Origin of the sequence: Pseudonocardia sp. DSM 110487 (genome assembly GCF_019468565.1) — a bacterium.
Classification (GTDB): domain Bacteria; phylum Actinomycetota; class Actinomycetes; order Mycobacteriales; family Pseudonocardiaceae; genus Pseudonocardia.
Genome location: NZ_CP080521.1, coordinates 3,300,012 through 3,324,215 on the forward strand (window position 1 = coordinate 3,300,012; position 24,204 = coordinate 3,324,215).

Consider the following 24,204-nt stretch of genomic DNA (forward strand, 5'->3'; position numbering starts at 1 on the left):
CCTGGCGGGCTACGGACGCGTGCCGGCGCCCGTGGCCACCTCCCCGGCCCGCAACGGCCCGCTGGTGGCAGGGGCGAGCGGAGGCGTGTCCATTCCCGCGCCGTCGCGGAGCCCTGCGAGGAACTCAGCGAGGGTGTCGGTGGCACTGTGTCGCGGTTGCCAGCCGAGCTCGGTTCGGGCGCGCGCCGTGCTCATGATCGGCAACCGGAGCATGGCGTCGAACAGGTGGGGCGCGGCCGGGTGCATGCGCAACTGCCACGTCGTGGCGACCGCTCCCCGCACGACCGGGAGCGGCAGTCGCACCGTGCGTGCGCCGAGCAGGCGGGCGAGCTCCCGCGCGTCGATCGGCGGGTCGGCGGCGAGGTTGAACGCGCCGCGCACGTCCCGGACCACGGCCTGCCGGAACGCCGCTGCGGCGTCGAGCGAGTGCACCACCTGGAAGCGCAGGCCCGGCAGGCGCGGCACGACCGGGATCAGCCCCGCCCGCACGAGCCGGTTCGGCAGGAGCGGTCCGATGAACAGCCTGCGCTGCTCGGTGCTCGCCTCCCGCTTGAAGATGAAACCTGGCCGGATCCGCACGACGCGCGTCTGCGGCTGCTCGACCTCGAGGTGGTCCAGCACCCGCTCCATGTAGGCCTTCTCCCGCGTGTAGCCGGCGGTCGGCCACCCGTGCGTGGGCCAGCTCTCGTCGACCTCCGTGTCCTTCGGGCCGGGCGAGTAGGCCCCCACCGACGAGGCGTACACGAGCGTGCGCACCCCGGCTTCGACCGCGGCGCGGAACACCCGGATCCCGCCGAGGACGTTGACCCGCCACGTGAGCACCGGGTCGTGCGTGGGCTGGATCAGCCAGGCCAGGTGCACCACGGCGTCCGCTCCCCGCAGGTGGGCGGCAATGTCGTCGGAGGCGATGTCAGCCGCCGCCCACTCGACGCCGTCCGGGTGCCACCCCGGCAGCCGCCGGGCGAGCCCGAGCACCGAGGTGACCTCGGGTTCCGCGGCGAGCGCTTGGACGAGACTGGTCCCGACGTTCCCGGTGGCACCCACGACGACGACGCGCATGCCCGAGGGTGACCCAATGCGGTCACGGCAAACGGGCCGCGCGTGTCAGCAAAGTGGCTTTACTGCCACGACGTGGCGCGAAAGTGGCTTTGCTGCAACCGCCGCCGGTGTCGCGAGCCCGATCTCGGGTAGCCGATGGGGACGACCCGTGAGCGACAGCAGTGGAGGCGAGTGCACGTGGCCGACTCAGTGGGTGACTACGTCCTGCGCAGGTTGCGGGAGTGGGGTGTCGATCAGATCTTCGCCTACCCGGGGGATGGGATCAACGGCCTGGTGACCGCGTTCGGGGCGGCGGAGGACCGGCCGCGGTTCATCCAGTCGAGGCACGAGGAGATGTCGGCGCTGCAGGCCGTCGGGTACGCGAAGTTCTCGGGCAAGGTGGGCGTCTGCATGGCCACCTCGGGCCCGGGCGCGATCCACCTGCTCAACGGCCTGTACGACGCGAAGCTGGACCACGTGCCGGTGGTCGCGATCGTCGGGCAGACCGAGCGCAGCGCGATGGGCGGGTCCTACCAGCAGGAGGTGGACCTGCAGTCGCTGTTCAAGGACGTGGCGAGCGAGTACCTCGTCGAGGTCAACGTCCCCGAGCAGCTGCCGAACGCGGTGGACAGGGCCTTCCGGGTCGCGCTGACCCGCCGGGCGCCGACCGCGATCATCATTCCGAGCGACCTGCAGACCGAGCCGTACACGCCGCCGCGGCACGCGTTCAAGCAGGTGCCCTCCAGCGAGCCGGGTCTCGTGGCGCCGACGCTGGTGCCCGCCGACACGGAGATCGCCCGTGCCGCCGAGGTGCTCAACGCGGGGCAGAAGGTCGCGATCCTGGTCGGGCAGGGGGCCCGCGGCGCGGCACTCGAGGTCGAGCAGGTCGCCGACGTACTCGGCGCCGGCGTCGCGAAGGCGCTGCTGGGCAAGGACGTGCTGTCGGACGAGCTGCCGTTCGTCACCGGATCGATCGGGCTGCTCGGCACGCGCCCGAGCTACGAGCTGATGCGTGACTGCGACACGCTGCTCATCGTCGGGTCCAGCTTCCCGTACAGCCAGTTCATGCCCGAGTTCGGGCAGGCGAGGGCCGTGCAGATCGACCTCGACGGCACCATGATCGGGATGCGGTACCCGACCGAGGTGAACCTCGTCGGCGACGCGCGGGCGACCCTGCGAGCGCTGCTGCCGCTGCTGTCAGGGCCGACCGACCGGGCGTGGCGGGAGAAGGTCGAGGAGAACGTCGCGCGCTGGTGGGAGACCATGCGGCGGGAGGCGATGGTCGACGCCGACCCGGTGAACCCGATGCGGATCGTGTGGGAGCTGTCCGAGCGCATCCCGCAGAACGCGATCGTCACGTCCGACTCGGGGTCGGCCGCCAACTGGTACGCCCGTCACCTGCGCATCCGAGGCGACATCCGCGGCTCGCTCTCGGGCACGCTCGCCACGATGGGCGCGGCGGTGCCCTATGCGATCGGGGCGAAGTTCGCCCACCCGGACCGGCCGGTCATCGCGATCACCGGCGACGGCGCGATGCAGATGAACGGGATGGCGGAGCTGCTCACCATCGCCCGCTACGCCGAGCGCTGGTCCGACCGCCGGTGCGTCGTCTGCGTGCTGCACAACAACGACCTCAACCAGGTCACGTGGGAGCTGCGGGCGATGGGCGGGGCGCCGAAGTTCGAGGAGTCGCAGATCCTGCCCGACGTGTCCTACGCCGACTTCGCCCGAGGCATCGGCCTCGAGGCGATCACCGTCACCTCCCCGGACGAGCTGGGGCCGGCATGGGACCGGGTGCTCGCCGCCGACCGGCCCGCCGTCCTCGACGTGTACTGCGACCCCGAGGTCCCGCCGATCCCGCCGCACGCCACGTTCGAGCAGGCGAAGTCGGCGGCCCAGGCCGTGCTGAAGGGCGATCCCGAGGCGTTCCACCTCGTCGTCGAGGGCATCAGGACCAAGCTCCAGGAGGCCGTTCCCGGCCGTGGGAGGTGAGGTGCGATGACAGCCAAGGATCTCGTCGTCGGGGTGGACGGCACGGCCGCCGGCGTCGCGGCGTTGCGCTGGGCCGCGGACCAGGCACGGGGCACCGGGGCGCGGGTATCGGCGATCGCGGTGACCGAGCGGCCGCTGCCCGTGGCGGGCGGACCGGAGATCGGCGGCGGGTTCGTGGCGCAGCCCGTGATCGACGACGAGCAGCTCGCCGCCGCAGCCGACGCGTGGCTGACCGAGGCAATCGCGGCCCTGCCGGCCGACGCGAGGCAGGTCGTGGACCGTCAGGCGCGGCACGGCGACGCGGCCACCCTGCTGCTGGAGGCGGCGCGCGACGCCGACCTGCTGGTGCTGGGTAACCACGGTCGGGGCGGGCTCGCCGGCGCACTCACCGGATCCGTTGCGCAGCGCTGCGCCCACCACGTCACCTGCCCTCTGGTACTCGTCCCCGGTCCGCAGGAGGACGTTCCTGGGTAGCAGGTAAGGAGGACGTGCCCGCCCTACTCTCGAACCGTGTCGGGAGAGGCCGAGAAGGGGGCGCCGGTGCAACGCGATCTTCGGACGTCGGATGCGGAGCGGCAGGCCGTCGTCCGGCGTCTCGAACGGGCCTTGCGGGACGGGCGACTGACCGTCCTCGAGTTCGACGAGCGGACGCGCGCCGCCTATGCCGCGCGCACCCGGGGCGAGCTGGAGGACCTCACTGAGGATCTTCCTCCTGACCTCTGGTGAGTGCGTCCGGCTCACGGTCCTTGGCGGCCGCGGTCTGCTGACCGCGTGCGTCGGTGACGCTCTCGAAGAAGCGGAGCAGCTCCACCGGCAGCGGCATCACGAGCGTGCTGTTCTGCTCGGATGTCACGTCGGTGACGGTCTGCAGGAGCCGCAGCTGCATCGCGCCGGGGGTATCGGCCATGACCCGTGCCGCGTCGGCGAGGCGGGCCGAGGCCTGGAACTCGCCGTCGGCGGAGATGACCCGGGCGCGCCGGTCGCGCTCGGCCTCGGCCTGGTGCGCCATCGCGCGGCGCATGCCCTCCGGCAGGGCGATGTCCTTGATCTCGACCCGGTCGACGGTGATCCCCCAGTCGTCGGTCGGGGTGTCGATCACCGCGCGCAGCTCGGCGTTGACCTGTTCCCGGTCCGACAGCATGGTGTCGAGATCGGCGCGACCGATCACCGACCGCAGCGAGGTCCGCGCGACCTGGGAGATGGCACCCATGTAGTTCTCGACGTTGACCACGGCCTTGACCGGGTCGGTGACGCGGAAGTACACCACCGCGTCGACGCTGAGCGTGACGTTGTCCTTGGTGATCGCGCCTTGGGGTGGGACGTCGAGCACGATGGTCTGGACGGGCACTTTCACCATCCGGTCGGCGACCGGGATCATCAGCTGCAGGCCCGGCTGGCGCACCTCGGTCAGCAGCCGCCCGAAACGCAGGACCACGCCGCGCTGGTACTGCTGCACCATCCGGACGGATCCGGCGACGAGCAGCGCGATCAACGCGACGACCACGAACAGGACGGTCGTGACCATGGATCCCACCTTCTGCGTTTCGGAGCGTCAGCCCCGAGTCTGGTCGGTCTCGTACACGTCGGGTACCCCGGCGGCGTCGGCGTCGCGTTCCTCCTCGGCGCAGGCCTTCATTGTGGGGACAACGCGGCGATCAAGGCGAGATGGTCGCTAGATGATCTTTGATCGCGACCAACAGCCCTTGATCGCCGCGCTGACCTCCATGCGGGACGGGGTCGGTGTGAAGTCCATATGAAGGGGGTGAAGTGCAGGGCCGCAGGCCGGTCACGAATATTGCGGAAGTCGTGCGCGGGGGCCTGCCGACGGGCACACTCGTGGGCATCAACGAGTACGACTACGCGGGGCGAGCGGGCTCCCGGTACCGGGCGTGGACGGGAGTTCGCCGGGGGGCGGACGCTGCCGATCGGAAGCCGGGGCGCGCGCGTCCTACTGAGCACGAGCCCATGGGGGGAACTGAAGCGTGAGACCCGTTCGGAAGGTGTCCGGGGCACTGGTGGCGCTGGCCGCCATCACGGTGTCGGTGCTGCTCACCGGCGCCACCTCGGCGCGAGCCGACGAGCCGGCGACGGAGCCCGCGCCGCCGCCGTTGAATGGCCTCATCGACCCGGGTCTGCTGGAGTCGGTCCAGCAGTCGATCGTGGGTCTGGTCGTGATCTGGGAGGAACCGCAGGACCCGTTCACCTTCGCGCCGCCGCCCGCGCCAGCCGGGGACGAGCTGCCGGTCATGACGATCTGCACCGGCTGGTTCGACACGCCGACCACGATCGTCACGGCTGGCCACTGCGTCGACCCGGAAGAGGGCAGGCGGGCGCTCGACAGCCGCGCCGGTCCCGCGGTCGATCCGACCACCGGCGCACCGATGCCCAGCCAGCCGGCGCGTCCAGAGCCGAACCGCACGGTCTGGGCCTTCCAGCCGCGTGAGCTGCAGGGCGCCGTGATCACGGCACCGGTCATCGTTCGGGTCGACGGCTTCCGTCCGGCCGACGAGGGTGACACCGCGAAGCTGGAGATGTATGGCCTCCCGCCTGCGAAGCCGCTGGCGGTCGCCCCCGACGAGCCGCAGCTCGGGGAAACCGTCACGTCGATCGGTTTTCCAGGGCTGAACATCGACGAGACCGACGGGGTGGATGTCCAGGGGTTGGTGAGCGGCGGCAAGACGCCCGCCGAGGTGCTGCAGGACTCCCGGCTCCAGCCCGTGAACACCAGCGGCACGATCACGGCCCGCCAGTTCCGCCAGGGTGTTGCCGTCTATCAGATCAACGCCGACCTCGCCGAGGGCATCTCCGGCGGGCCCACCATCAACGCGCGCGGCGAGGTCCTCGGCATCAACAGCCAGATGACCGTGCCGTTCCTCGGGCAGAACTTCAACGTCATCACCGACACCGGGATGCTGCGGGAGTTCCTCGGGCACGGCGCGCAGCCCGGAGCCGCCCCGCCGGGCGAGCCGAGCGAGGTCGCGATCGAGAACACCGCGGGCGGAGGCGGGCAGGCCGCACCCCTGACGGTCGTGATCGCTCTGCTCGGCGGCGCGATCATCGGCGCGATCCTCATGTGGCTCTTCGCCCGCCCCAGGGCGGCATCGAGAACGACGGGATCACCGGCGGAGCCCGAGTGACTCCCGCATGATCCTTCCGAGGTGCGCTTCAGCGTCCGGTCCAGGACGCTGAGGCGCGCCTCGGATTGATCGATCACGCCGAGATCGTGGTTTTCGCCCCGGCGAGGGCGCTGAGCCGGATCTCGCGACGATCATGGGCGTCACCGGGCAGAGGGCCGGCGGCCCGTCGTCTCCCGGGGGATCAACCGGTGGGCCAGCACCGTGGTGGTGCTTCCCTCCGGCGGTTCCGCGTCGATGACGCGGCGGGCCGCCATCGCGCCCATTTCGTAGAGCGGGAGGCTCACCGTGGTGAGGCCGACGAACCGGGCGATCCGCAGGTCGTCGATGCCTGCCACGGACACCGCGCCCGGGACGTCGATGCCGGCCTGGCGGAGCGCGCCCAGTGCGCCGACGGCGGCCTCGTCGTTGGCGCCGAGCACGGCGTCGGGCAGCGGCGGGCGCGCGATCAGCCGCATCGCGGCGGCGTGACCGGCCTCGAAGTCGAAGCCTCCCGCGTGTAGCTGCGCGGCGTCGGCGAGGCCGGCGTCGCGCATGCAGGCGAGGAAGCCGTCGCGGCGCTGCCGGCTCGCGACCATGCCGGGCGGTCCCTCGACGAACGCGATCCGCCGGTGGCCGAGGCCGACGAGGTGGTCGGTGGCGTCGTAGGCGGCGGCCTCGTTGTCGGCGGTGACGATCGGCCCGCCGATGCCGCGGACCGTGAGCGACACCGTGCGGATGCCCTGCTCCTGGGCCCGCCCGACCGCCTCGGCGAGCGCGGGCTCGTCCGGGTCGTCGACGTAGCCGCTGCCCGCGAAGATCACGCCCGCCGCCCGGTAGTCGCGCATGGTCTGCACCCGCGCGATCTCCGTGGTGGTGCGCCGGTCGACGTTGAACAGCATGGTGACGTAGCCGGCGCGGCTCGCGACGTCGTCGACCCCGCGGGCGATCACGGAGAAGTACGGGTTCACGATGTCGCTGACCAGCACCCCGATCAGCCGGCTGCTGCGGGAGACCAGCGCGCGGGCCAGCGCGCTGGGGGAGTAGCCGAGCTGCTCGGCCGCCGCGATCACCCGCGCCCGGGTGGCGGTCGAGATGGGGTGGCTGGAACCGGTCAGCACCCGCGACGCCGTGGACACGGACACGCCGGCGAGCCGGCTGACCTCCGCCAGTGAGCTCACTACCCCTCCGAGGAGAACGTTTGCCTAATCGTGGCACGTCTCGGATGCACTGACAAGAAATCCCTGCTCGTCCGACTCTTGACGAACCGGCGCCTCGGGCCTCTACTCTCCCGGCAAGGCAAACGCTTGCCTTGCCCCGACGGCCTTCGCAAGGGTGCGTCGTCCGAGGCCGGCCAGCCCGGCCGAGCTGGAAGGGAGAGGCCATGAACGTCGGGACTCATGCCACGCGCCTCGCCGCGCTCGCGGCGGCGTTCGCGCTGGTCGCCTGCGGTGGGAGCGCCGGTTCTGATGACTCGTTCACGGTGGCCGTCATCGAGCCGGATATCACGACCGTGCCGATACTTGCCGCCGTCGACGCCGTGCGGGCGGCAGGCCACCACGTCGAGGTCGTCGAGCTGGCGGAGCCGGAGCTGGCCATCGAGGGGCTGGCCAAGGGCGACTACGCGATCTCCGCGGAGGCCACCAGCCCCGCGCTGATCGCCATCGAGCAGGACGCCCCGATCAAGATCATCGCCGACGTCGTGGCGAACCAGTGGGCGGTCTACGGCCGGCCCGGAGTCGCCACCTGCGACGACCTGAACGCGCGGCCGTTCGGGATCTTCAGCGAGGGTGCGGTGGCCACCGCGATGGCCAAGGAGTGGGTGCACACCGATTGCACTGCCGGCAGCCAGCCGACCTACCTGACGATCGGCGGCTCCGATGTCAGGGCGCAGGCCCTCCTTGCAGGCCAGATCGACGCGACGCCGCTGGAGATCTCCGACGTCGCCGCGCTGGAGTCCGCGGCGGGGGCGGAGTTCGTCCGGGTCGTGGACTTCGCGCAGCGCATGCCCGACCTGCACCCCCAGACCGTCTACGCCAACGGTGACTTCCTCGCCGAGCACCGCGACCTCGCGCAGGCGTTCGTGAGCGCGCTGGTGCAGGAGCACGTGAAGATCAACGCCGACCCGCAGTACCTGGTGGGGTTGGTGCAGAAGTACCTGCCGGACGACGCCGACGAGAACACGGCCGCGATCGCCGAGCGCTACGTCGAGGCCGGTCTCTTCGACGCGGCCGACCTGACGGAGCAGAACGTCCAGGTCACGATCGACTTCTTCGTCCGGGCGGGCGTGCTCCAGGGCGGGATGACCGCCGCGGACGCCGCCGACCTGTCGTTCCTTCAGGGGCCTGCATGACCGCGGTGATGGCCCCGCCGCGAACGGCGAACCCGCGACCGGGGGTGAAGCGCCGGATCCTCGACGCGAACCTGTCCTACCAGGTGCTGACGTTCGTCGTCTTCGCAGCGGCGTGGGAGATCTACGCACGGGAGTGGGGCGGCCTGCTCATCCCCACGTTCACCGAGACGGTCGCGGCGACGATCAGCCTGCTGGGCAGCGCCGAGCTGTGGCAGGCCATGTACGTGAGCAACCAGGCGCTAGTGGTGGGGTTCCTGATCGCGGTCGTCGTCGGGGTGCCGGCGGGCATCCTGCTCGGGCGGTTCCGCACCCTCGAGCGGTTCGCCGACGTCTACCTCAACATCCTGCTGGTCACGCCGATGGCGGCGATCATCCCGCTGCTGATGATGTCGGTCGGGTTCGGCCTCGCCTCGCGCGTGATCCTCGTGACGATCTTCTCGATCGTCATGGTCGTGGTGAACAGCCGCACGGGCGTCCGCCAGGTCGACCCGTCGCTGATCGAGATGGCGCGCTCGTTCGGGGCCACCGAGCGGCAGGTCTGGACGCGGGTCCTCCTGCCGGGCGCCCTGCCGGCGATCATGACGGGGATCCGGCTGGGGCTCGGGCGGGCGGTCACCGGCATGGTGATCGTCGAGCTCCTGATGGTGTCCGCCGCGCTGGGCGGGTTGATCCTGGAGTACCGCGGCCTGTTCAAGGCGCCGCTGCTCTACGGCACGATCGTGATCATCCTGGCCGAGGCACTCCTGCTGATCTCCGCCGCGCGGTGGTTCGAACGAAGGCTGACTGGCTGGGCTGGGAGCAAAACATGATCGAGATCCGTGGGTTGGGCAAGAGCTTCGTGGGGCAGGACGGGAGCACGGTCCAGGCCCTGCAGGACGTCGACCTCGAGGTGGGGGCGAACGAGTTCCTCACCGTGCTGGGGCCGAGCGGGTGTGGGAAGACCACCTTGCTGAAGGCCATCGCCGGGCTGATTCCGTGGAACGACGGCGAGATCGTCATCGACGGGGCACCGGTGCGCGGCCCCGGGCCGGACCGCAGCATGGTCTTCCAGAACTTCGCGCTGCTGCCGTGGGCCACTGTGCTGGACAACGTCGGCTTCGGGCTGCGGATGCGTGGCGTCGGTAAGGCCGAGCGCGAGGAGCGGGCCCGGTCGCTGATCGAGATGGTGGGCCTCGCGGGGTTCGAGACCAAGCGGCCGGGCGAGCTGTCCGGCGGCATGCAGCAGCGCGTGGGGCTCGCACGGGCACTCGCCGTCCAGCCGCGGGTGCTCCTGATGGACGAGCCGTTCGGAGCGGTGGACGAGCAGACCCGGCGCCTGCTGCAGGAGGAGCTGCTGTCGATCTGGGAGGAACACCGGCTGACCGTCGTGTTCATCACCCACAGCATGGAGGAGGCCGTGCTGCTCGGGGACCGCGTCGTGCTGATGAGCGCCCGGCCCGGCCGCATCGCCGAGATCGTGCCGGTGCCGCTGCGCCGCCCTCGCTCGACCGACGTCGGCGCCACCGAGCGTTCGCCCGAGTACGCCGAGCTCACGGCGTACCTGTGGGACCGGCTGCGGGACATGCACGAGGAGCACCGGCGCGAGGCCGCCCGATGACGGTCGCCGCGCACCGGGGGCGGCGCCTGCCCGCCGCACCGATCAGCCTGGCGGCGGGCGCCGTCGCATGGGAGGTGGTCGGGCACCTCGCGGGCGTCGCGTTCTTCCCGCCGCTGAGCACAGTCCTCACGCGCCTCGTCGAGCTCGTGTCGAGCGGGCAGATCGTGAGCAGCGTCGGAGACAGCCTGGTCAACCTGGTGATCGGGTTCGCGATCTCCCTCGGCCTCGGCGTCGTCGTCGGGGTCGCGATGGGGCGCTACCGCAAGGTGGAAGCGGCCCTCGGTGTGTACGTCAACGCACTGCTCACCGCGCCGTCGCTGGTCTTCGCGCCGATCTTCTTCTCCCTGCTGGGTGAGGGGCGCGGCTCGATCATCGCCGTGGTGGTCATGTACTCGACGTTCATCATGATCATCAATACGACGTCGGCGATCCAGACGGTTCCGGCGCACCTGGTCGAGATGGCGCGTTCCTACGGCGCGAGCGAACGCCAGATCCTCTTCCAGGTGATGCTGCCCGCCGCGGCCCCGATGATCATGGCTGGTGTCCGCCTCGGGGTCGGGCGCGCGGTCACCGGCATGATCAACGGTGAGATGTTCATCGCCGTCGTCGGGCTGGGGCGCATCGTCACGCAGGCGGGCGGGCGGTTCGACGGCGCGGGCGTGCTGGCCGTGCTGCTGGTCATCATCGCCGTCGCGCTCGGAGCTGTGGGGTTGGTGCAGGCGGTCGACCGACGGATCACCCGGTGGGTGCCGACGACAGCGAGGGGCGAGAAGTGAAGATCGACGCGTACAGCCACATCCTGCCCGCCCGGTATTTCGAGCGGATGCGCGAGCTGGCCGACCCGCGGCCGCTCAAGCGCTGGCTGGAGCTCCCGGCCCTGCACGACGTCGACGCGCGCCTGGAGATGATGGACGAGTTCGGCGACGACTACCAGCAGGTGCTAACCCTGTCCTCGCCGCCGATCGAGCTGCTCGCCGGCCCGGACAGCTCGCCCGACCTGGCACGCCTGGCCAACGAGTCGATGCGCGAGTTGTGCGACAAGCACCCGGACCGCTTCCCCGCGTTCGTCGCGTCGCTGCCGATGAACGACCCGGACGCGGCTCTCGACGAGCTCACCAGCGCCGTCGACCATCTCGGCGCCCGCGGCGTGCAGGTGTTCACCAACGTCAACGGGAAGCCTCTCGACGACCCGGAGTTCGAGGCGATCTTCGCCGAGATGGCGCGACGCGACCTGCCGATCTGGATGCACCCCACCCGCAGCGCCGCGTTCCCCGACTATGCCGCCGACGACACGTCCAAGTACGAGATCTGGTGGGCGCTGGGCTGGCCGTACGAGACGAGTGCCGCGATGGCGCGGCTCGTCTTCTCGGGCCTGTTCGAACGACATCCCAACATCAAGATCATCACCCATCACATGGGCGCGATGATCCCGTACCTCGAAGGCCGGATCCGGCTCGGCTGGAGCGACCAGCTCGGCAGCCGCACCGCAACCGAGGACGCGGCGCACCTGCGCCGGGACCTGTCTCGCCCGCCGGTGGACTACTTCCGCCGGTTCTACGCCGACACCGCGCTCTCCGGTTCGGCCATCGGAACCCGCTGCGGCCTGGAGTTCTTCGGCGCCGACAACGTGCTCTTCGGCACCGACTGCCCCTTCGACCCCGAGGGCGGTCCGATGTACATCCGGGAGACCATCCAGGTGATCGACGGCCTCGACATCCCGGCCGACGCGCGCGAGCGGATCTACCACCGCAACATCAGGCGGCTGATGAAACAGTCGGCCAGCTGACCCGCGCCGGGAAATCCGGTGCATGATCGGCGCGAGCAGCACCTCCGGGCCGACGACGCTCGCGGCGACGTTCCAGGCCGACGACGCCGTCACCGTCATGGCGCCGGCCGGTGCCGTTCACCTCCTCCGGATCGGCGGGGCGTGGATCCGGAGAGCCTGGCGTGCGCGGCGCCACATCCGGCCTGACCAGGAGCGGCGCGGCGTTCACCTGATCAGAGTAGTTCAGGCTCACCTTCTCTGTGCTTAGGGTGCCCTTGGTGTCCCTGACGCGAGGAGTGACCGAGTGGCTACGAACCCCTTCGACGACGAGGAGGGCGAGTTCGTTGCCCTCGTCAACGAGGAGAAGCAGTACTCGCTGTGGCCCACGTTCGCGCCCGTGCCGGACGGCTGGAGCGTCGTGCACGGCCCTGCGGCCCGGGCCGACGTGCTCGCGTACATCGAGTCGGTCTGGACCGACCTGCGCCCCGCCAGCCTCGTTGCGCGGATGGACGGGGTACGGGGGTGATCGAGGCACCCGACGGCGACAGCGTCGCCGGCCGGTGATGGGCGACCGGTTCGCGGGGACCGAGGAGCCGCGGACGTGACGATCATGACTCGGGACGGCGTCCGGATCTCCTACGACGACTTCGGCGGGACCGGCCCGCTCGCCGTGCTCGTGATGGGTACCGGGAGCCCGGGGCGGGTCTGGCACACCCATCAGGTGCCCGCGCTGCGCGCCGCGGGGTTCCGGGTGGTCACCGTGGACAACCGTGGTGCCGGCGCCAGCGACGAGTGCGCGGCGGGATTCACGATCGACGACATGGTCGGTGACGTCGCCGGCCTTGTGGCGCACCTCGACGCCGGGCCGGCCGCCGTGGTCGGCACCTCGCTGGGCGCGCGGATCGTGGTCGAGCTCGCGCTGGCCCGTCCCGACCTGGTCACCCGCGCCGTCGCGCTCGCCGCGCACGCCCGCCTCGACCCCGTGCAGCGGGCGTTCACGGCGGGCGAGATCGCGCTCGCCGACGAGAAGATCGTGCTGCCGCTCGGCTACCACGCGTCGGTCGCGGCGACGCAGTACCTCTCACCTGCCACGCTGCGCGACGATCAGGCCGCCCAGGACTGGCTCGACCTGCTCTCCTTCGCCGGCTCCGGGGTCGGGCCCGGCCAGCGCGCGCAGCTCGCCGTGTCGGTGGCGCTCACCGACCGGACCGCCGCCTACCGCGACATCGCGGTTCCCCTGCTGGTGGTCGCCTTCGCCGACGACGCCACGATCCCGCCCCGCCTGTCCCGTGAGGTGGCCGACGCCGTGCCGGGGGCCCGCTACGTGGAGATCCCCGACGCGGGCCACTACGGCTACCTGGAACGTCCGGACGAGGTGAACCGGGTGTTGGTCGACTTCATCGCCCCCCGCACGAGAGGATCTTTCCCAGGTGCCCCATGACGATCATGTCCTCGATGTCGTGGGGGTCGGCTTCGGGCCGGCGAACCTTGGCCTCGCCATCGCCGTCGCCGAGCACAACGTCACCGCCGAGCGACCGATCACCGCGCTCTTCCTGGAGCGGCAGGAGGCGTTCGGCTGGCACCGCGGCATGCTCATCCCCGACGCCCGCATGCAGGTCGCGTTCCTCAAGGACCTCGCCACCCTGCGCAACCCGACCAGCAACTTCGGGTTCATCAGCTACCTCGCCGCGCGCGGCAGGCTCGTCGACTTCGTCAACCGGCAGACGTTCTTCCCCACCCGCCTCGAGTTCCACGACTACCTGTCATGGGCCGCTGCGCACTTCGACGACGACGTCTCCTACGGCACCACCGTCGAGAAGATCGAGCAGACGGGCGACGGGCTGCTCGCCGTGACGGGGCGGCGCGGCGGGGAGTCGGTCAGCGCCGTCGCCCGCGCCGTCGTGATCGCCACGGGGCTCGCGCCCGCGCTGCCCGATGGCGTGGAGTCGGGGGAGCGGATCTGGCACAACAGCCAGCTCGTGCCGGGCGTGGCCAAGCTCGCCACCGGCCCGGCGCCCCGGCGCTTTGTGGTGGTCGGGGCCGGGCAGAGTGCCGCCGAGAGCGTCGACTACCTGCACCGCAGCTTCCCCGACGCCGACGTCCACGCCGTGTTCAGGCGCTGGGGCTACAGCCCTGCCGACGACAGCGCCTTCGCCAACCGCGTGTTCGACCCCGACGCCGCGCAGGAGTTCTACGCCGGCTCGCCGGAGGTGCGCGGGCGCGTCACGACGCTGCACCGCAACACCAACTACTCGGTGGTCGACCCGGACCTCATCGAGTCGCTGTACGAGCGGCACTACGCCGAGCGGGTCGAGGGCCGCGAACGGCTTCGGTTCGACAAGATGTGCACGGTCGAGGCGTGCGAGGACCTCGGCGACCGGGTGCGGGTGCGCATCCGCAGCTCCCTCGACGGCACGGCACGGGACCTCGACGCGGACGTGATCGTCTACGCCACCGGCTACCGCTCGGGCGACCCGACCCGCTTCCTCGCGGGGCCCATCGCCCGGCGCGACGATCAGGGCCGCGTCCGCATCACCGCGGACTACCGGCTCGAGCTGGACGGCTCCGATGCGCTGGTCTACGTGCAGGGCGCGACCGAGCACACGCACGGACTGGCATCCACTCTTCTGTCGAACATCGCCGTGCGCACGGGCGACATCCTGGCCTCCCTGGAGGCGCGGATCGTCTGACGCGGCATGGTGCATCATGATGCATCGCGGGTATTCTCTGATGCTGTGCGCACCACGATCACCATTGACGAACACCTGCTCGCCGAAGTGCGGCAGGTCGCTGCCGCGCGACGGCAGACCGTCAGCCAGGTCATCGAGGAGAGCGTTCGTGCGAGCTTGCTCCGGCGGGAGCAGGAGAGTCGCGAGCCGTTCGAGCTGCGGACCTTTCACGCCGGCGGGTACCAGGCGGGCGTTGATCTCGACGACAACGCGGCGCTGCTCGAGCTCATGGACGGGCACCCGTGATCTCGTGCGACGTCAATGTCTTGATCTACGCGCACAACGCTGACGATCCGCGGCACGGCGAGTATGCGAGATGGCTGCGAGCCGCGGTCAACGGCGATCGGCCGTTCGGGCTGTCGTCCCTTGTCGCGAGTGCTTTCGTGCGAATCGTGACGCACCCCAAGGTGCTCACGAAACCGCTGGACAGCAAGCAGGCCCTCGCGGCCATCGAGCCGCTCCGCTCCGCACCGGCGGTTGTCGCGATGGAACCGGGGCCTCGGCACTGGTCGCTCTTCGCCACGCTGTGCCAGCAGGTCGCCGCACGCGGCAACACGGTGTCGGACGCGTATCTCGCCGCGTTGGCGATCGAGCACGATGCGGAGTGGTACTCCGCCGACCGCGGCTTTGCCCGGTTCCCCGGGCTGCGCCACCACCATCCGCTCGACTCGCCGGCCGACGAGCCACCGGGTTCGTCGCAGCCGACCGTGCCGCCCGCACGCCGGCCGTCGTAGCCGCTACCAGCGGCCCCGCTGGTTCGGGATCCGCATCGCCAGGACCACGGCTCCGCCCATCACCACAGCCAGGGCGAGGAAGGCGACGGTGTTGGCTGCCGCGGGGTCGGCCGCGGCCGAGGTCACGGCCGTCACCACCGAGACGGCGATGATCGCCCCTGCCTGCCGGAACAGCACCCGGAGGCCCGATACGGCCGCTGCCTGCTCCGGCACGAGGTGCAGCCCGGCGTTGGCCGAGGATGGGGCGGCCAGGCCCATCCCGACCCCCATCACCGCGGCGCCGAGGGAGAGCCAGAGCTCGGGGCCGCTGTGCACGGGCGGGATCCCGGTGAGCAGCAGCGCGATCGTGATCGCGGCCATCCCGGCGAGCAGGAGCGGCCGGTGCCCGAGCCTGCGCAGCAGGCCGACGGCGATCGCGGACAGGGCGATCATGAAGACGGCGCGGACCGTGAGCAGCCCGCCGGAGGCGATGGGCGTCATCTGGTAGCGGATCTGGGCGTAGTGCGGCAGCAGCGCGGAGAACCCGATCACGGCGGCGCCGAACAAGACGTTCATGACGTTCATCAGGCCCAGCCGCCGCCCGGTCAGCAGCCGGGGTGGGACGATCGGGTCGGGGTGCCGGTGCAGGTGGCGCAGCAGGAACCGGCCGGCCACCAGCGCGACGACGGCGGCACCCAGCACCGAGGCCGGCCCTGTCCACCCCTCGCCGAGCGAGCCGATCCTGGTGATCGCGACCATCCCGGACAGCAGCAGCGTGGTGAGCCACGCGATCCCGACGAGGTCGACGCGGGCCACCGCCTTCCGCGGGGTCTCGCGGATCAGCGCCCGCCCGAGGCAGATCAGCGCGATCCCGACCGGCACGTTGACGAAGAAGATCTCCCGCCACGACGCGAACGTCAGGATGAGCCCGCCCGCGAGAGGGCCGAGGATCGCGCCGATCGGGAACGCGGTGCTGAAGAGCGCGATCGCCCGGTCGCGGTCGCGCCCGAACTCGGCCGAGACGATCGCGGTGGCCACCGGCAGCAACGCGCCGCCCGCCAGCCCCTGCAGGAACCGGAAGACGATCAGCTGCGCTGTGCCCGACGAGAGCCCGCAGAGCACGGATGCCACGGTGAAGGCGGTGACGGCGATCAGGTACACCCGCCGGGCGCCGAACCGGTCGCCCATCGGCCCCGCCAGCGGCAGGACGAGGATCTGCCCGACGGCGTAGATCGTGATCGTCCAGCCCGTCCACGCCAGGCTCGCGCCGAGGTCGCTCTGCATCGCGGACAGTGCCGTGGCCACCGAGGTCTGGTCGATGGCGTGCATCAGCATGGCGAGCGCGACGGTGGCGAACACCAGCCAGCGGACGAGCGCAGGGCGCGGCGCGGCTGCAGTGACTGTGGCGCCGACGGGCACGGCCACCGGATCCCCTCCCCGCTAATTGCTTGTCGGCAAGCAATCTAACACCGGGCGGCGGTCCATGGCGCCGTCTGCCCTGGTTTCATTGGTAGATGCAGGGCGCAGGGTTCGAGACGGCCTTCGACACCGACGCCGCAGCACGGCTGCGGCGCGTGATCGGCAAGCTGGCTCGTTCGATGAACGAGTCAGCGTCGAGCGAGGAGCTCACCCCCACCCAGGCGTCGGTCCTCGGAGTGGTCGTCGCGCGCGGCCCGATCCGGATCTCCGCGGTCGCCGAGCTCGAGGGCGTCAACCCGACGATGCTCTCGCGCGTGATGGGCGTGCTGGAGCAGAAGGGGCTGATCGAGCGCTCGTCGGCCACGTCCGACCAGCGGGGCGTGGTCGCCGAGGCCACCGATGAGGGCCGCGCGAAGAGCAGGCGGATCATGGAACGCCGCACCGCGATCCTGCTCTCGGTCGTCGAGCGGCTCCCCGCGGAGACCGCCACCGCGCTGCTGGCCGCCCTGCCCGCGCTGGAGGAGCTCACCGCCGCGTTCGCCGCGCGGAGGCCGACCCTCGCCGCGGAGGGCTGATCTCTCGGTCCGAGAAGTGCGGCAGGGCTGCGATCAGCGCGGTGCTGTCCGCTTCGCGACGATCATCAGCCGCGCGTGCCGTCGACGGCCAGGTCGACGCGGAAGATCTCGAACGTCCCGACCGGCTGCGGGCCGCCCATCTCGGCGAAGTGGGCGTTGAGCGCGTACACGGCGCCGTCGCGGAGCGCCGCGGTGGTCGTGGTCGGCCCCGGCGTCGTGGGGTGGCGCCGGGTCACCCGCGCCGATGACCATCCGTCGTCGCTGCGCAGCTCCAGCACGGCGGGGTGGAACGGCGCGGGGGTCACGACGGCGCCGTCGGGGAGGAGCAGGAGGCCGTCGGCTGCCAGAGGTTCCGACAGGCGTCGAACTCGGCGTCGGTGCGGCCGTCGCCGGCAGCGACCGGGTGAGGGAGACCGTGTCGGTCGGGGTGCCACCAGGCGTCCCGCCGGACTGGCTCGTGGAGACGGTGCGCGCGATCGGTGCCGACGTGCCGGTCTGCACGCTCGCGCTCGTGGAGGCGAGCACATCCGAGCAGCTGCGGTCGCTGCAGCGGGGCGAGCTCGACGTCGGGATCGTCCACCAGGCGCCGCCGTCGGGCTACATCGGCAAGCTGCTCTGGACCGAACCCTTCGGGATCGCGCTGCGCCCCGGCCACCCGCTCGCCGCAGCACCGGCTGGCCGACCTCGACGGCCTGCGCATCCTGGTCCACTCGCGGGGACAGGTGCCCGACCAGCAGGACAGCCTCCTCGCCGCCACCACGACCGCGGGCGTGCACCCGACCTGGATCTTCGCCCGGTTCGTCGAGCACGCGCTCGCCGCGGCCGAGGCCCATCGGGCCGATGCGGTGGTCGTGGGGTCGCGTACCGCACGGAGGCAGCTGCGCGGCTGGTGCTGGACCCCCTTGCGCGATCTCCCGCTCACGCTCACCACGTGGGTGGTGCGTCGGGCCGACACGAGGCGGATGGTCAAGGCAGTCGCGGACGCGCTGGGCGAGCGACCGGAGCCGCCCGCTCCATAGCCGCGTCCGGAGCGATTCCTTCTCCGGGGTCGGCAGGTCTACCTGTCATGGTCTTTCCTGACGTCATGCCCGACTCCCGGGACTTCGCCGCCCGCACCGAGCCGTTCCGCCGCGAGCTGCTCGCGCACTGCTACCGGATGCTCGGGTCGCTGTACGACGCCGAGGACGTCGTACAGGAGACCTATCTGCGCGCGTGGCGGTCCTACGGCGGGTTCGAGCAGCGCTCGTCGGTGCGCACCTGGCTCCACCGGATCGCGACCAACGCCTGCCTCACCGCGCTCGAGCGCAGGGGTCGCCGGGTGCTGCCGTCCGGGCTCACAAGCCCGTCGGACGACCCGTACGCGCCGCCGGTGCCGGCCGGGCCCGAGGTCGACTGGGTACAGCCCTTCCCGGATGCGCTGGTGGAGGGGGATCCCGCGGCGGCCGTGGTGGCGCGGGAGGACCTGCGGCTCGCGCTGATCGCCAGCCTGCAGCACCTGCCCGCCCGGCAGCGGGCGGTGCTGCTGCTGCGTGACGTGCTGGCGTTCCCGGCCGCCGACGTCGCGGCCGTGCTCGACATCAGCGTCGCGGCGGTCAAGAGCGCACTGCAGCGTGCCCGGGCCCGGCTGGAGGAGGTGGCGCCCAGCGCCGAGGCACTGGCCGAGCCGGACGAGCCGCGGGCCCGCGCGCTGCTCGACCGCTACATCGCCGCCTTCGAGAACGCCGACGCTGCCGCGTTCGAGGAGGTGCTGCGCGCCGATGCCGCGTTGGAGATGGTCGGCTCCCGCACCTGGTTCTCCGGGCTGCGCACCTGCCTGCCCTACATCACGAGCCCGCAGGTCCTCGGCTCGCCGGGGGAGTGGCGGATGGTGCCGACCCGCGCCAACGGGCAGCCGGCGGCCGTGGCGTACCACCGCGGGCCCTCCGGCGTCCACGAGGCGTTCGGGGTCGCGGTGCTGACCGTCGCGGAGGACGGGATCGGCCGCATCGTCGTGTTCGCCGACCCCGCCCTCGTCACGGCTTTCGGTCTCCCGCCGGTCAGGTGACGCTCATCGTCCGTCGACCCGGTGGTTCAGCACCACGACACCGGATCGCCGGGAATGGGTACCGACGAGCGAGAGCGGGGTCTTCGGGCCGCCCCCGACGACGACCGGGTGCACCGCGAAACGGAACCGGTCCAGGAGTCCGTGCTCGAGCAAGGTGCGTGACAGCTGCCCGTGCCCGAAGACGACCAGGTCCCCGTCGCCGGATTCCTTGAGCGCGCGTACCTCCTCGACCGCGTCGCCCCGTACGACGACCGAGTTGTTCCACTCGGCCCGTTCCAGGGTCGACGAGAAGACGTACTTCCGGATCCCGTTGATCGCGTCCGCGAAGTCGCCCTTCTGGCCGGGCCACCGCCAGGACAGGTCGTCGTAGGTCCCGCGACCCATCAGCATTGCGTCGCAGCCCTTCAGCAGTTCGTACGCCTCCTGCAGGAACTGCTCGTCGAAATAGTCCAGCGCCCAGGAGCCGGGATCGTCGACGACCCCGTCGAGGGAGATCAACGTCGACTCGACGATCTCACGCATGTGAATTCCTTTCCGCGGCCACGGGGGGCCAGAAGTAGAGCTTCTCGGGGTGGACGCGCACGATCACGCGTTCGGCGTCGGGCTCGGGAGGTGGCGTCGCGCCGTTCATGTGGCGCTCGTACATCTGGTGGAGCAGGGTCTTGTCCGGGTCATCGGTGATGTCGACGCGGCCGCGGATCTCGACGTACCTCCCCGGATGCGCGAGCACGAGCAGGCTCACGCGGGGGTCGCGTTCCATGTTCCGGGTCTTCAGGCGCCCGCGGATCGTGCTGAACACGACCGTGTCGCCCGACCGCGTCACGAAGATCACGGACGACTGCGGGTGACCGTCGCGGTTCGGGGTGGCGAGGACCGCGGTGTGCGGTCCGTCGATGAGTTCTCGGGCGGTGTCCGGTAATGCGAGGGGCATGCAGGGGTAGACCCGGACGCCCCGCGAGAGGAATCGGTCCGGCGGCACGAGGCCGCCGCCACGGCGCTCCGGCCGCGACGGGAACCTTGGTGAAACCTTTCTCGTTCGCTCGATCTCTGCTGTCCGGGCCCTGCATACGCGCCGTCGATCGTGGAAAGCAACCACCCCGACAAATGCAGGGAGAACTAATGCGAGGCGTTGGTCGCCTTTCTCTGATCGCCGCGGCATCGGCTGCTGTACTGGCACTCGCCGGATGCGGCACCTCCGCCGCGGCACCGGCACAGCCTGCCCAGATGCCGACGGAACAGCAGGTCGCCGGGCTGTTCGACCAGTGGAACCAGACCCTGGCCACGGGCAACCCGCAGCTCGTGGCCGACCGTTATGCGCCGGACGCCGTGCTGGAGCCGACCGTCTCCAACGTGGTCCGCACCGACCGGGCCGGAATCGTCGACTACTTCGAGCATTTCCTGGAGAACAAGCCGAAGAGCCAGATCCTCGAATCGCACATCACGGTTCTCGGCCCGACCGCGGCGGTGGACGCCGGAACGTACCGGTTCGATCTCACCACCGACGGGCAGCAGCGCACGGTGGACGCGCGGTACACGTTCGTCTACGAGAAGGTCGGCGACGAGTGGTTGATCGTCAACCACCACTCGTCGGCGATGCCGGAGTCCGCAGGGCGATCCTGACCCGCAGGCCTCCCGCCTCGGCGTCGTGCAGGCTCACCGTGCCGCCGTCGTCGGTGACGAGCTGCTTGACGATGGCGAGGCCGAGGCCCGAGCCGCCGCTGCCGGTCAGCCCGCGGCCGCGCCAGAACCGGTCGAATGCCCGCTGCCGATCGGCGGCGGGCATTCCCGGGCCGTGGTCGACGACCTCGATGATCGCCTTCCCGTCGTCCCGGAAGGAGCGCACGGTGATCGTCGCGTCGTCCGGGGACACCTCGAGGGCGTTGGACAGGACGTTGTCCAGCACCTGCTCGAGGTGGCCGGGGCTCGCGAGCGCACGCAGGTCGGGCTCGGTGGGCTCGTGGCGCAGCGTGACGCCGCGCTCGTCGGCGACGGCCCGCCAGCTCTCGAATCGGTCGGCAACCGCGTCGGCCAGCTTCACCGGTTCCGGGCTGGTGACCGCGGCCTCGGCCCTTGCCAGGGTGAGCAGCCCGTTCACCATCCGGCTCATCCGTACGACCTCGGCGGTGGCGCGCTCGACGTCCTCGCGCACGTACGGGTCCTCGACCTCGTCGGCGATGTTGTCGAGCGAGAGCCGCAGGGCGGTGAGTGGGGTGCGCAGCTGGTGCGAGGCGTCGCCGATGAACGCGCGCTGGGCGCCGACGAGAGTGTCGATCGTCCCCGTGGCCGTGTTCAGGGTGCTGGCCAGCGTGCGGGTCTCGGCCGGGCCGGTCTCGGCGGCGCGGGCGGTGAGGTCGCCGTCGCGCAGCCGGCTCGCCATCCGGTTCAGCTCGCGCAGCGGTCGCGTGAGCCGCCGGGCGAGGAGCACGCCGCTCGCGGCGGCGATGGCCAGCACGATCACCGCGAGGATGGCCCGGAACCCCCAGATCTCCCACAGCCGGTCGGTCAGCGGCTTCGACGGGAAACTGACCCGCACCGCGCCGACCACAGTCCCGTCCGGGGCGCGGGCGGGCAGGGCGATGACCAGCCCGTCGGCGCCCAGGGCGTCGGCGTGACCCCACCGCAGGTACTCGCGGCCATCGAGGGCCTCGGTGAAGGCGGTGTCGTCCGGTGCGACCGGCGGCCCGCCCACGGCGGGCAGCACGTCGAGGCGGCCGGGCGTCTGCTGGGCGTATGCGGCCATCAGCTGGACGAGGGCCTGCCGCGAGGACTCGTCGTCGGTGGCGAGCACGAGCGCGGCGACCTGCGCCTCCCGGCGTGCGGAGCCCTCGGCGTCGCCGTACACCTGCTGCGTGAGCGTGACCGCGACCGGAGCCGTGAACGCCACCAGCGCCACAGCCACCAGCAGCACGTAGCTGGCGACCAGCTGACGGATCACCGCAGCACCAGCCGGAACCCGACCCCGCGCACCGTCTCGACGGCCACCGCGTCACCGAGCTTGCGCCGCAGCGCCCCCACGTGCACGTCGAGCGTCTTCGTGGGACCGAACCAGTTGGCGTCCCACACCGCCTCCATGATCTGCTCGCGCGTGAACGCCGCCCCCGGCGCCTCGGCGAGGAACGCGAGCAGGTCGTACTCCTTCGGCGTCAGCGCGACCTCGACGCCGTCGACGTGCACGCGCCGTGCCCGCCGGTCGATCGCGAGCCGGCCCGGCGGAGCCTCCTCGGCCGGGGCCGTGGCCGGACGCACACGGCGCAGCACCGCTCGCATCCGCGCGATGACCTCGCGCACGCCGAAGGGCTTGGACACGTAGTCGTCCGCGCCGATCTCCAGCCCCACGACGCGGTCGGTCTCGTCCGCCCGCGCGCTGATCACGATGATCGGCACGTCGCTGCGCGCCCGCAGCTCCCGGCAGACGTCCAGGCCGTCGACGTCGGGCAGCCCCAGGTCGAGCAGCACGACATCGCCGACCTCGGCCAGCAGGGCCTCGCCCCCGGTCCGCACCCACTGGACATCGAACCCGTACCGGCTCAAGCCGCGAGTGAGCGACTCGGCCACGGCGTCGTCGTCCTCGACAAGCAGCACCCGCACTGTCAGATCATCCCAGCCCGGGCCCCGGCGGCCGGACGGCGCCACTTCACACAACCAGTAGGCACCGCACACACGGCCCGACCGCCATCAGGGCGAGGACATCGACTTCACACATCGGGTTCCGGCTTCACACAAAGCCCGCCTTGTGTGAAGTCCTTACTGGATGTGTGAAGTCTCCTTGGGAGCGCGGTGCGGGAGTGCTTTCAGCGCAAGGACCGTCGCAGCCGACACGAGGGTTCCGGCCATGATCGCCAGCACCCAGCCGAGACCGTTGCCGACCAGCGGGAGCACGAAGATCCCGCCGTGCGGGGTGGCGGCAGCCGCACCGAGGGCGGCCGACAGCCCGCCCGTCACCGCCGATCCGGCCAGGAGCGACGGCAGCACGCGCAGCGGGTCGGCGGCGGCGAACGGGATGGCGCCCTCGGTCACGAACACCGCGCCGAGCAGCCAGGCGGCGCGTCCGTTCTCCCGCTCGGCGGGCGCGAACCACTGCGGGCGCAGCGTGCTCGCGAGTGCCATCGCGAGCGGCGGGGTCATGCCCGCGGCCATGACGGCTGCCATGATCGTCTGTGCCGCCGGGGCGCCTGTGGCGAGCCCGGCGACGGCGAACGTGTAGGCGGTCTTGTTGATCGGGCCGCCCAGGTCGGTGGCCACCATCAGCCCGAGCAGCGTGCCGGCCAGCACGAGGCTGCCGGCGGACAGGTCGGCGAGCCCGCTCGTCAGGGCACTGGTCAGGGCGCCCAGCGGCACGCCGACGACGAGCCACATGACGGCGCCGGTGATCAGGGTGCCCGCGAGCGGCAGGAGCAGCACGGGACGCAGGCCCGCGACGGCGCGCGGAGGATCCCAGCGGGCGAGCCGGTCCACCACGACGCCTGCGACGACGCCGGCGACGAGCCCGCCGAGGAAGCCTGCCCCGGTCTGGACGGCGACGCTGCCGCCGACGAACCCGGGCACGAGTGCCGGGCGGTCGGCGATGGCGTGGGCGACGTACCCGCCGACCACGGGGACGAGGAGCCCGAAGGCGAGCGTGCCGAGCTGGTGCAGCAGCGCCGCCCAGCTCGTGCGGGCGAGCCAGTCAAAACCGTCGGTCACCGGCGGCGCGGCGGTGATGGCCGGGCCACCGAGGGCGTAGCCGAGCGCGAGCAGCACGCCGCCGGTGACGACGAACGGGATCGCGTAGCTCACGCCCTGCATGAGCTTGCCGTGGACCGTGGCGAACGTCGGGATGGAGGTGGGGCGGGTCAGGGTGGGAGCTTCCATGGGAGGCCTCCTGTT

At 71.4% G+C, this 24,204-nt stretch carries 28 protein-coding genes and 1 pseudogene; 19 read left to right on the plus strand and 10 right to left on the minus strand.

Annotation, left to right across the window (positions count from 1 at the left end; genetic code table 11):
- Positions 1 to 9: 9 nt before the first annotated feature.
- A complete protein-coding gene (locus K1T35_RS15345; protein WP_220260829.1) occupies positions 10 to 1,059 on the minus strand; it encodes an NAD-dependent epimerase/dehydratase family protein in 1,050 nt (349 codons plus the stop codon).
- 177 nt (positions 1,060 to 1,236) lie between these two features.
- Between K1T35_RS15345 and K1T35_RS15350 the strand changes: the two genes are divergently transcribed.
- Genes K1T35_RS15350 through K1T35_RS15360 form a run of 3 tightly spaced genes read left to right on the plus strand, consistent with a single transcriptional unit; the run spans position 1,237 to position 3,756 of the window.
- Positions 1,237 to 3,030, plus strand: coding sequence for a thiamine pyrophosphate-requiring protein (locus K1T35_RS15350; RefSeq protein ID WP_220260830.1), 1,794 nt, complete (start codon positions 1,237 to 1,239; stop codon positions 3,028 to 3,030).
- 6 nt (positions 3,031 to 3,036) lie between these two features.
- The gene (locus K1T35_RS15355; protein WP_220260831.1) at positions 3,037 to 3,504 is read left to right on the plus strand and encodes a universal stress protein; all 468 of its coding nucleotides are present in this window, start codon (positions 3,037 to 3,039) and stop codon (positions 3,502 to 3,504) included.
- A 36-nt stretch (positions 3,505 to 3,540) separates the two neighbouring features.
- Complete coding sequence (locus K1T35_RS15360; RefSeq protein ID WP_220260832.1) at positions 3,541 to 3,756, plus strand: DUF1707 domain-containing protein; 216 nt, start codon at positions 3,541 to 3,543, stop codon at positions 3,754 to 3,756.
- Here the strand turns inward: K1T35_RS15360 and K1T35_RS15365 are convergent.
- Positions 3,725 to 4,555: a slipin family protein gene (locus tag K1T35_RS15365; protein WP_220260833.1), complete on the minus strand. Its 831-nt coding sequence runs from the start codon at positions 4,553 to 4,555 to the stop codon at positions 3,725 to 3,727. The two genes, K1T35_RS15360 and K1T35_RS15365, sit on opposite strands and share 32 nt — an antisense overlap.
- 457 nt (positions 4,556 to 5,012) lie before the next feature.
- On the opposite strand from K1T35_RS15365, the gene K1T35_RS15370 reads away from it, so the two are divergent.
- Positions 5,013 to 6,167: a trypsin-like peptidase domain-containing protein gene (locus K1T35_RS15370; RefSeq protein WP_220260834.1), complete on the plus strand. Its 1,155-nt coding sequence runs from the start codon at positions 5,013 to 5,015 to the stop codon at positions 6,165 to 6,167.
- Between the two features lie 140 nt (positions 6,168 to 6,307).
- Here the strand turns inward: K1T35_RS15370 and K1T35_RS15375 are convergent, their stop codons facing one another.
- Complete coding sequence (locus tag K1T35_RS15375; RefSeq protein WP_220260835.1) at positions 6,308 to 7,324, minus strand: LacI family DNA-binding transcriptional regulator; 1,017 nt, start codon at positions 7,322 to 7,324, stop codon at positions 6,308 to 6,310.
- A gap of 203 nt (positions 7,325 to 7,527) precedes the next feature.
- On the opposite strand from K1T35_RS15375, the gene K1T35_RS15380 reads away from it, so the two are divergent.
- The 10 genes from K1T35_RS15380 (at position 7,528) to K1T35_RS15425 (ending at position 15,321) form a co-directional block, all read left to right on the plus strand.
- Positions 7,528 to 8,496 (plus strand): ABC transporter substrate-binding protein, encoded by a 969-nt coding sequence (locus K1T35_RS15380; RefSeq protein WP_220260836.1) that lies wholly within the window; start codon positions 7,528 to 7,530, stop codon positions 8,494 to 8,496.
- A complete protein-coding gene (locus K1T35_RS15385; RefSeq protein WP_220260837.1) occupies positions 8,493 to 9,305 on the plus strand; it encodes an ABC transporter permease in 813 nt (270 codons plus the stop codon). Before K1T35_RS15380 ends, K1T35_RS15385 begins: the two co-directional genes overlap by 4 nt.
- The gene (locus tag K1T35_RS15390) at positions 9,302 to 10,093 is read left to right on the plus strand and encodes an ABC transporter ATP-binding protein (RefSeq protein WP_220260838.1); all 792 of its coding nucleotides are present in this window, start codon (positions 9,302 to 9,304) and stop codon (positions 10,091 to 10,093) included. Before K1T35_RS15385 ends, K1T35_RS15390 begins: the two co-directional genes overlap by 4 nt.
- Positions 10,090 to 10,869, plus strand: a complete 780-nt coding sequence (locus tag K1T35_RS15395) for an ABC transporter permease (protein WP_220260839.1) — start codon at positions 10,090 to 10,092, stop codon at positions 10,867 to 10,869. Before K1T35_RS15390 ends, K1T35_RS15395 begins: the two co-directional genes overlap by 4 nt.
- Positions 10,866 to 11,879: an amidohydrolase family protein gene (locus K1T35_RS15400; RefSeq protein WP_220260840.1), complete on the plus strand. Its 1,014-nt coding sequence runs from the start codon at positions 10,866 to 10,868 to the stop codon at positions 11,877 to 11,879. Before K1T35_RS15395 ends, K1T35_RS15400 begins: the two co-directional genes overlap by 4 nt.
- A 283-nt stretch (positions 11,880 to 12,162) precedes the next feature.
- Positions 12,163 to 12,384 (plus strand): MbtH family NRPS accessory protein, encoded by a 222-nt coding sequence (locus K1T35_RS15405; protein WP_220260841.1) that lies wholly within the window; start codon positions 12,163 to 12,165, stop codon positions 12,382 to 12,384.
- 75 nt (positions 12,385 to 12,459) lie between these two features.
- Positions 12,460 to 13,299, plus strand: a complete 840-nt coding sequence (locus tag K1T35_RS15410; RefSeq protein WP_255621924.1) for an alpha/beta fold hydrolase — start codon at positions 12,460 to 12,462, stop codon at positions 13,297 to 13,299.
- The gene (locus K1T35_RS15415) at positions 13,289 to 14,548 is read left to right on the plus strand and encodes a lysine N(6)-hydroxylase/L-ornithine N(5)-oxygenase family protein (RefSeq protein WP_220260842.1); all 1,260 of its coding nucleotides are present in this window, start codon (positions 13,289 to 13,291) and stop codon (positions 14,546 to 14,548) included. The genes K1T35_RS15410 and K1T35_RS15415 overlap by 11 nt, the downstream gene beginning before the upstream one ends.
- Positions 14,549 to 14,593: 45 nt before the next feature.
- Entirely contained in the window at positions 14,594 to 14,833 is a 240-nt protein-coding gene (locus K1T35_RS15420; RefSeq protein ID WP_220260843.1) for a ribbon-helix-helix protein, CopG family, read from the plus strand.
- Positions 14,830 to 15,321, plus strand: a complete 492-nt coding sequence (locus K1T35_RS15425) for a type II toxin-antitoxin system VapC family toxin (protein WP_255621926.1) — start codon at positions 14,830 to 14,832, stop codon at positions 15,319 to 15,321. Before K1T35_RS15420 ends, K1T35_RS15425 begins: the two co-directional genes overlap by 4 nt.
- Positions 15,322 to 15,324: 3 nt before the next feature.
- Here K1T35_RS15425 and K1T35_RS15430 read toward each other — a convergent pair whose 3' ends face one another.
- Positions 15,325 to 16,725, minus strand: coding sequence for an MFS transporter (locus K1T35_RS15430; protein ID WP_220260845.1), 1,401 nt, complete (start codon positions 16,723 to 16,725; stop codon positions 15,325 to 15,327).
- Between the two features lie 89 nt (positions 16,726 to 16,814).
- Here K1T35_RS15430 and K1T35_RS15435 point away from each other — a divergent pair, with 89 nt between their 5' ends.
- Positions 16,815 to 17,294 carry a MarR family winged helix-turn-helix transcriptional regulator gene (locus K1T35_RS15435; protein ID WP_220260846.1) on the plus strand — a complete coding sequence of 160 codons (480 nt, stop codon included), beginning with the start codon at positions 16,815 to 16,817 and terminating at the stop codon, positions 17,292 to 17,294.
- Between the two features lie 65 nt (positions 17,295 to 17,359).
- Here the strand turns inward: K1T35_RS15435 and K1T35_RS15440 are convergent, their stop codons facing one another.
- A complete protein-coding gene (locus K1T35_RS15440; protein ID WP_220260847.1) occupies positions 17,360 to 17,599 on the minus strand; it encodes a hypothetical protein in 240 nt (79 codons plus the stop codon).
- Between K1T35_RS15440 and K1T35_RS49760 the strand changes: the two are divergent.
- From K1T35_RS49760 to K1T35_RS48850, 3 genes and pseudogenes are all read left to right on the plus strand, one after another.
- A pseudogene (locus K1T35_RS49760) lies at positions 17,539 to 17,973 on the plus strand (LysR substrate-binding domain-containing protein); the annotation flags it as partial. The gene K1T35_RS15440 and the pseudogene K1T35_RS49760 sit on opposite strands and share 61 nt — an antisense overlap.
- Positions 17,974 to 18,016: 43 nt before the next feature.
- On the plus strand, positions 18,017 to 18,313 hold the full coding sequence (locus tag K1T35_RS48845) for a hypothetical protein (protein WP_255621927.1): 297 nt from the start codon (positions 18,017 to 18,019) through the stop codon (positions 18,311 to 18,313).
- A 65-nt stretch (positions 18,314 to 18,378) separates the two neighbouring features.
- Entirely contained in the window at positions 18,379 to 19,338 is a 960-nt protein-coding gene (locus K1T35_RS48850) for a sigma-70 family RNA polymerase sigma factor (RefSeq protein ID WP_255621928.1), read from the plus strand.
- 3 nt (positions 19,339 to 19,341) lie between these two features.
- Here K1T35_RS48850 and K1T35_RS15450 read toward each other — a convergent pair whose 3' ends face one another.
- Entirely contained in the window at positions 19,342 to 19,860 is a 519-nt protein-coding gene (locus K1T35_RS15450) for a dihydrofolate reductase family protein (protein WP_220260849.1), read from the minus strand.
- Entirely contained in the window at positions 19,853 to 20,269 is a 417-nt protein-coding gene (locus K1T35_RS15455; RefSeq protein WP_220260850.1) for a PPOX class F420-dependent oxidoreductase, read from the minus strand. Before K1T35_RS15455 ends, K1T35_RS15450 begins: the two co-directional genes overlap by 8 nt.
- Before the next feature lie 293 nt (positions 20,270 to 20,562).
- Here K1T35_RS15455 and K1T35_RS15460 point away from each other — a divergent pair, with 293 nt between their 5' ends.
- Complete coding sequence (locus K1T35_RS15460) at positions 20,563 to 20,958, plus strand: SgcJ/EcaC family oxidoreductase (protein ID WP_255621929.1); 396 nt, start codon at positions 20,563 to 20,565, stop codon at positions 20,956 to 20,958.
- Here the strand turns inward: K1T35_RS15460 and K1T35_RS15465 are convergent.
- The 3 genes from K1T35_RS15465 to K1T35_RS15475 all read right to left on the minus strand — a co-directional run bounded on the left by K1T35_RS15465 (position 20,912) and on the right by K1T35_RS15475 (position 24,189).
- The gene (locus K1T35_RS15465) at positions 20,912 to 22,273 is read right to left on the minus strand and encodes a HAMP domain-containing sensor histidine kinase (RefSeq protein WP_220260852.1); all 1,362 of its coding nucleotides are present in this window, start codon (positions 22,271 to 22,273) and stop codon (positions 20,912 to 20,914) included. The two genes, K1T35_RS15460 and K1T35_RS15465, sit on opposite strands and share 47 nt — an antisense overlap.
- The gene (locus K1T35_RS15470) at positions 22,270 to 22,926 is read right to left on the minus strand and encodes a response regulator transcription factor (RefSeq protein ID WP_220260853.1); all 657 of its coding nucleotides are present in this window, start codon (positions 22,924 to 22,926) and stop codon (positions 22,270 to 22,272) included. The genes K1T35_RS15465 and K1T35_RS15470 overlap by 4 nt, the downstream gene beginning before the upstream one ends.
- 156 nt (positions 22,927 to 23,082) lie before the next feature.
- Positions 23,083 to 24,189 (minus strand): PTS fructose transporter subunit IIC, encoded by a 1,107-nt coding sequence (locus K1T35_RS15475; RefSeq protein WP_220260854.1) that lies wholly within the window; start codon positions 24,187 to 24,189, stop codon positions 23,083 to 23,085.
- Between the last annotated feature and the right edge of the window lie 15 nt (positions 24,190 to 24,204).

Excerpts from the sequence above, each read along its gene's own strand:
- K1T35_RS15345 (WP_220260829.1), bottom strand. The coding sequence starts at position 1,059 with ATGCGCGTCGTCGTCGTGGGTGCCACCGGGAACGTCGGGACCAGTCTC.
- K1T35_RS15355 (WP_220260831.1), top strand. The coding sequence starts at position 3,037 with ATGACAGCCAAGGATCTCGTCGTCGGGGTGGACGGCACGGCCGCCGGC.
- K1T35_RS15365 (WP_220260833.1), bottom strand. The coding sequence starts at position 4,555 with ATGGTCACGACCGTCCTGTTCGTGGTCGTCGCGTTGATCGCGCTGCTC.
- K1T35_RS15380 (WP_220260836.1), top strand. The coding sequence starts at position 7,528 with ATGAACGTCGGGACTCATGCCACGCGCCTCGCCGCGCTCGCGGCGGCG.
- K1T35_RS15385 (WP_220260837.1), top strand. The coding sequence starts at position 8,493 with ATGACCGCGGTGATGGCCCCGCCGCGAACGGCGAACCCGCGACCGGGG.
- K1T35_RS15390 (WP_220260838.1), top strand. The coding sequence starts at position 9,302 with ATGATCGAGATCCGTGGGTTGGGCAAGAGCTTCGTGGGGCAGGACGGG.
- K1T35_RS15395 (WP_220260839.1), top strand. The coding sequence starts at position 10,090 with ATGACGGTCGCCGCGCACCGGGGGCGGCGCCTGCCCGCCGCACCGATC.
- K1T35_RS15435 (WP_220260846.1), top strand. The coding sequence starts at position 16,815 with ATGCAGGGCGCAGGGTTCGAGACGGCCTTCGACACCGACGCCGCAGCA.
- K1T35_RS48850 (WP_255621928.1), top strand. The coding sequence starts at position 18,379 with ATGCCCGACTCCCGGGACTTCGCCGCCCGCACCGAGCCGTTCCGCCGC.
- K1T35_RS15450 (WP_220260849.1), bottom strand. The coding sequence starts at position 19,860 with ATGCGTGAGATCGTCGAGTCGACGTTGATCTCCCTCGACGGGGTCGTC.
- K1T35_RS15455 (WP_220260850.1), bottom strand. The coding sequence starts at position 20,269 with ATGCCCCTCGCATTACCGGACACCGCCCGAGAACTCATCGACGGACCG.
- K1T35_RS15460 (WP_255621929.1), top strand. The coding sequence starts at position 20,563 with ATGCCGACGGAACAGCAGGTCGCCGGGCTGTTCGACCAGTGGAACCAG.
- K1T35_RS15475 (WP_220260854.1), bottom strand. The coding sequence starts at position 24,189 with ATGGAAGCTCCCACCCTGACCCGCCCCACCTCCATCCCGACGTTCGCC.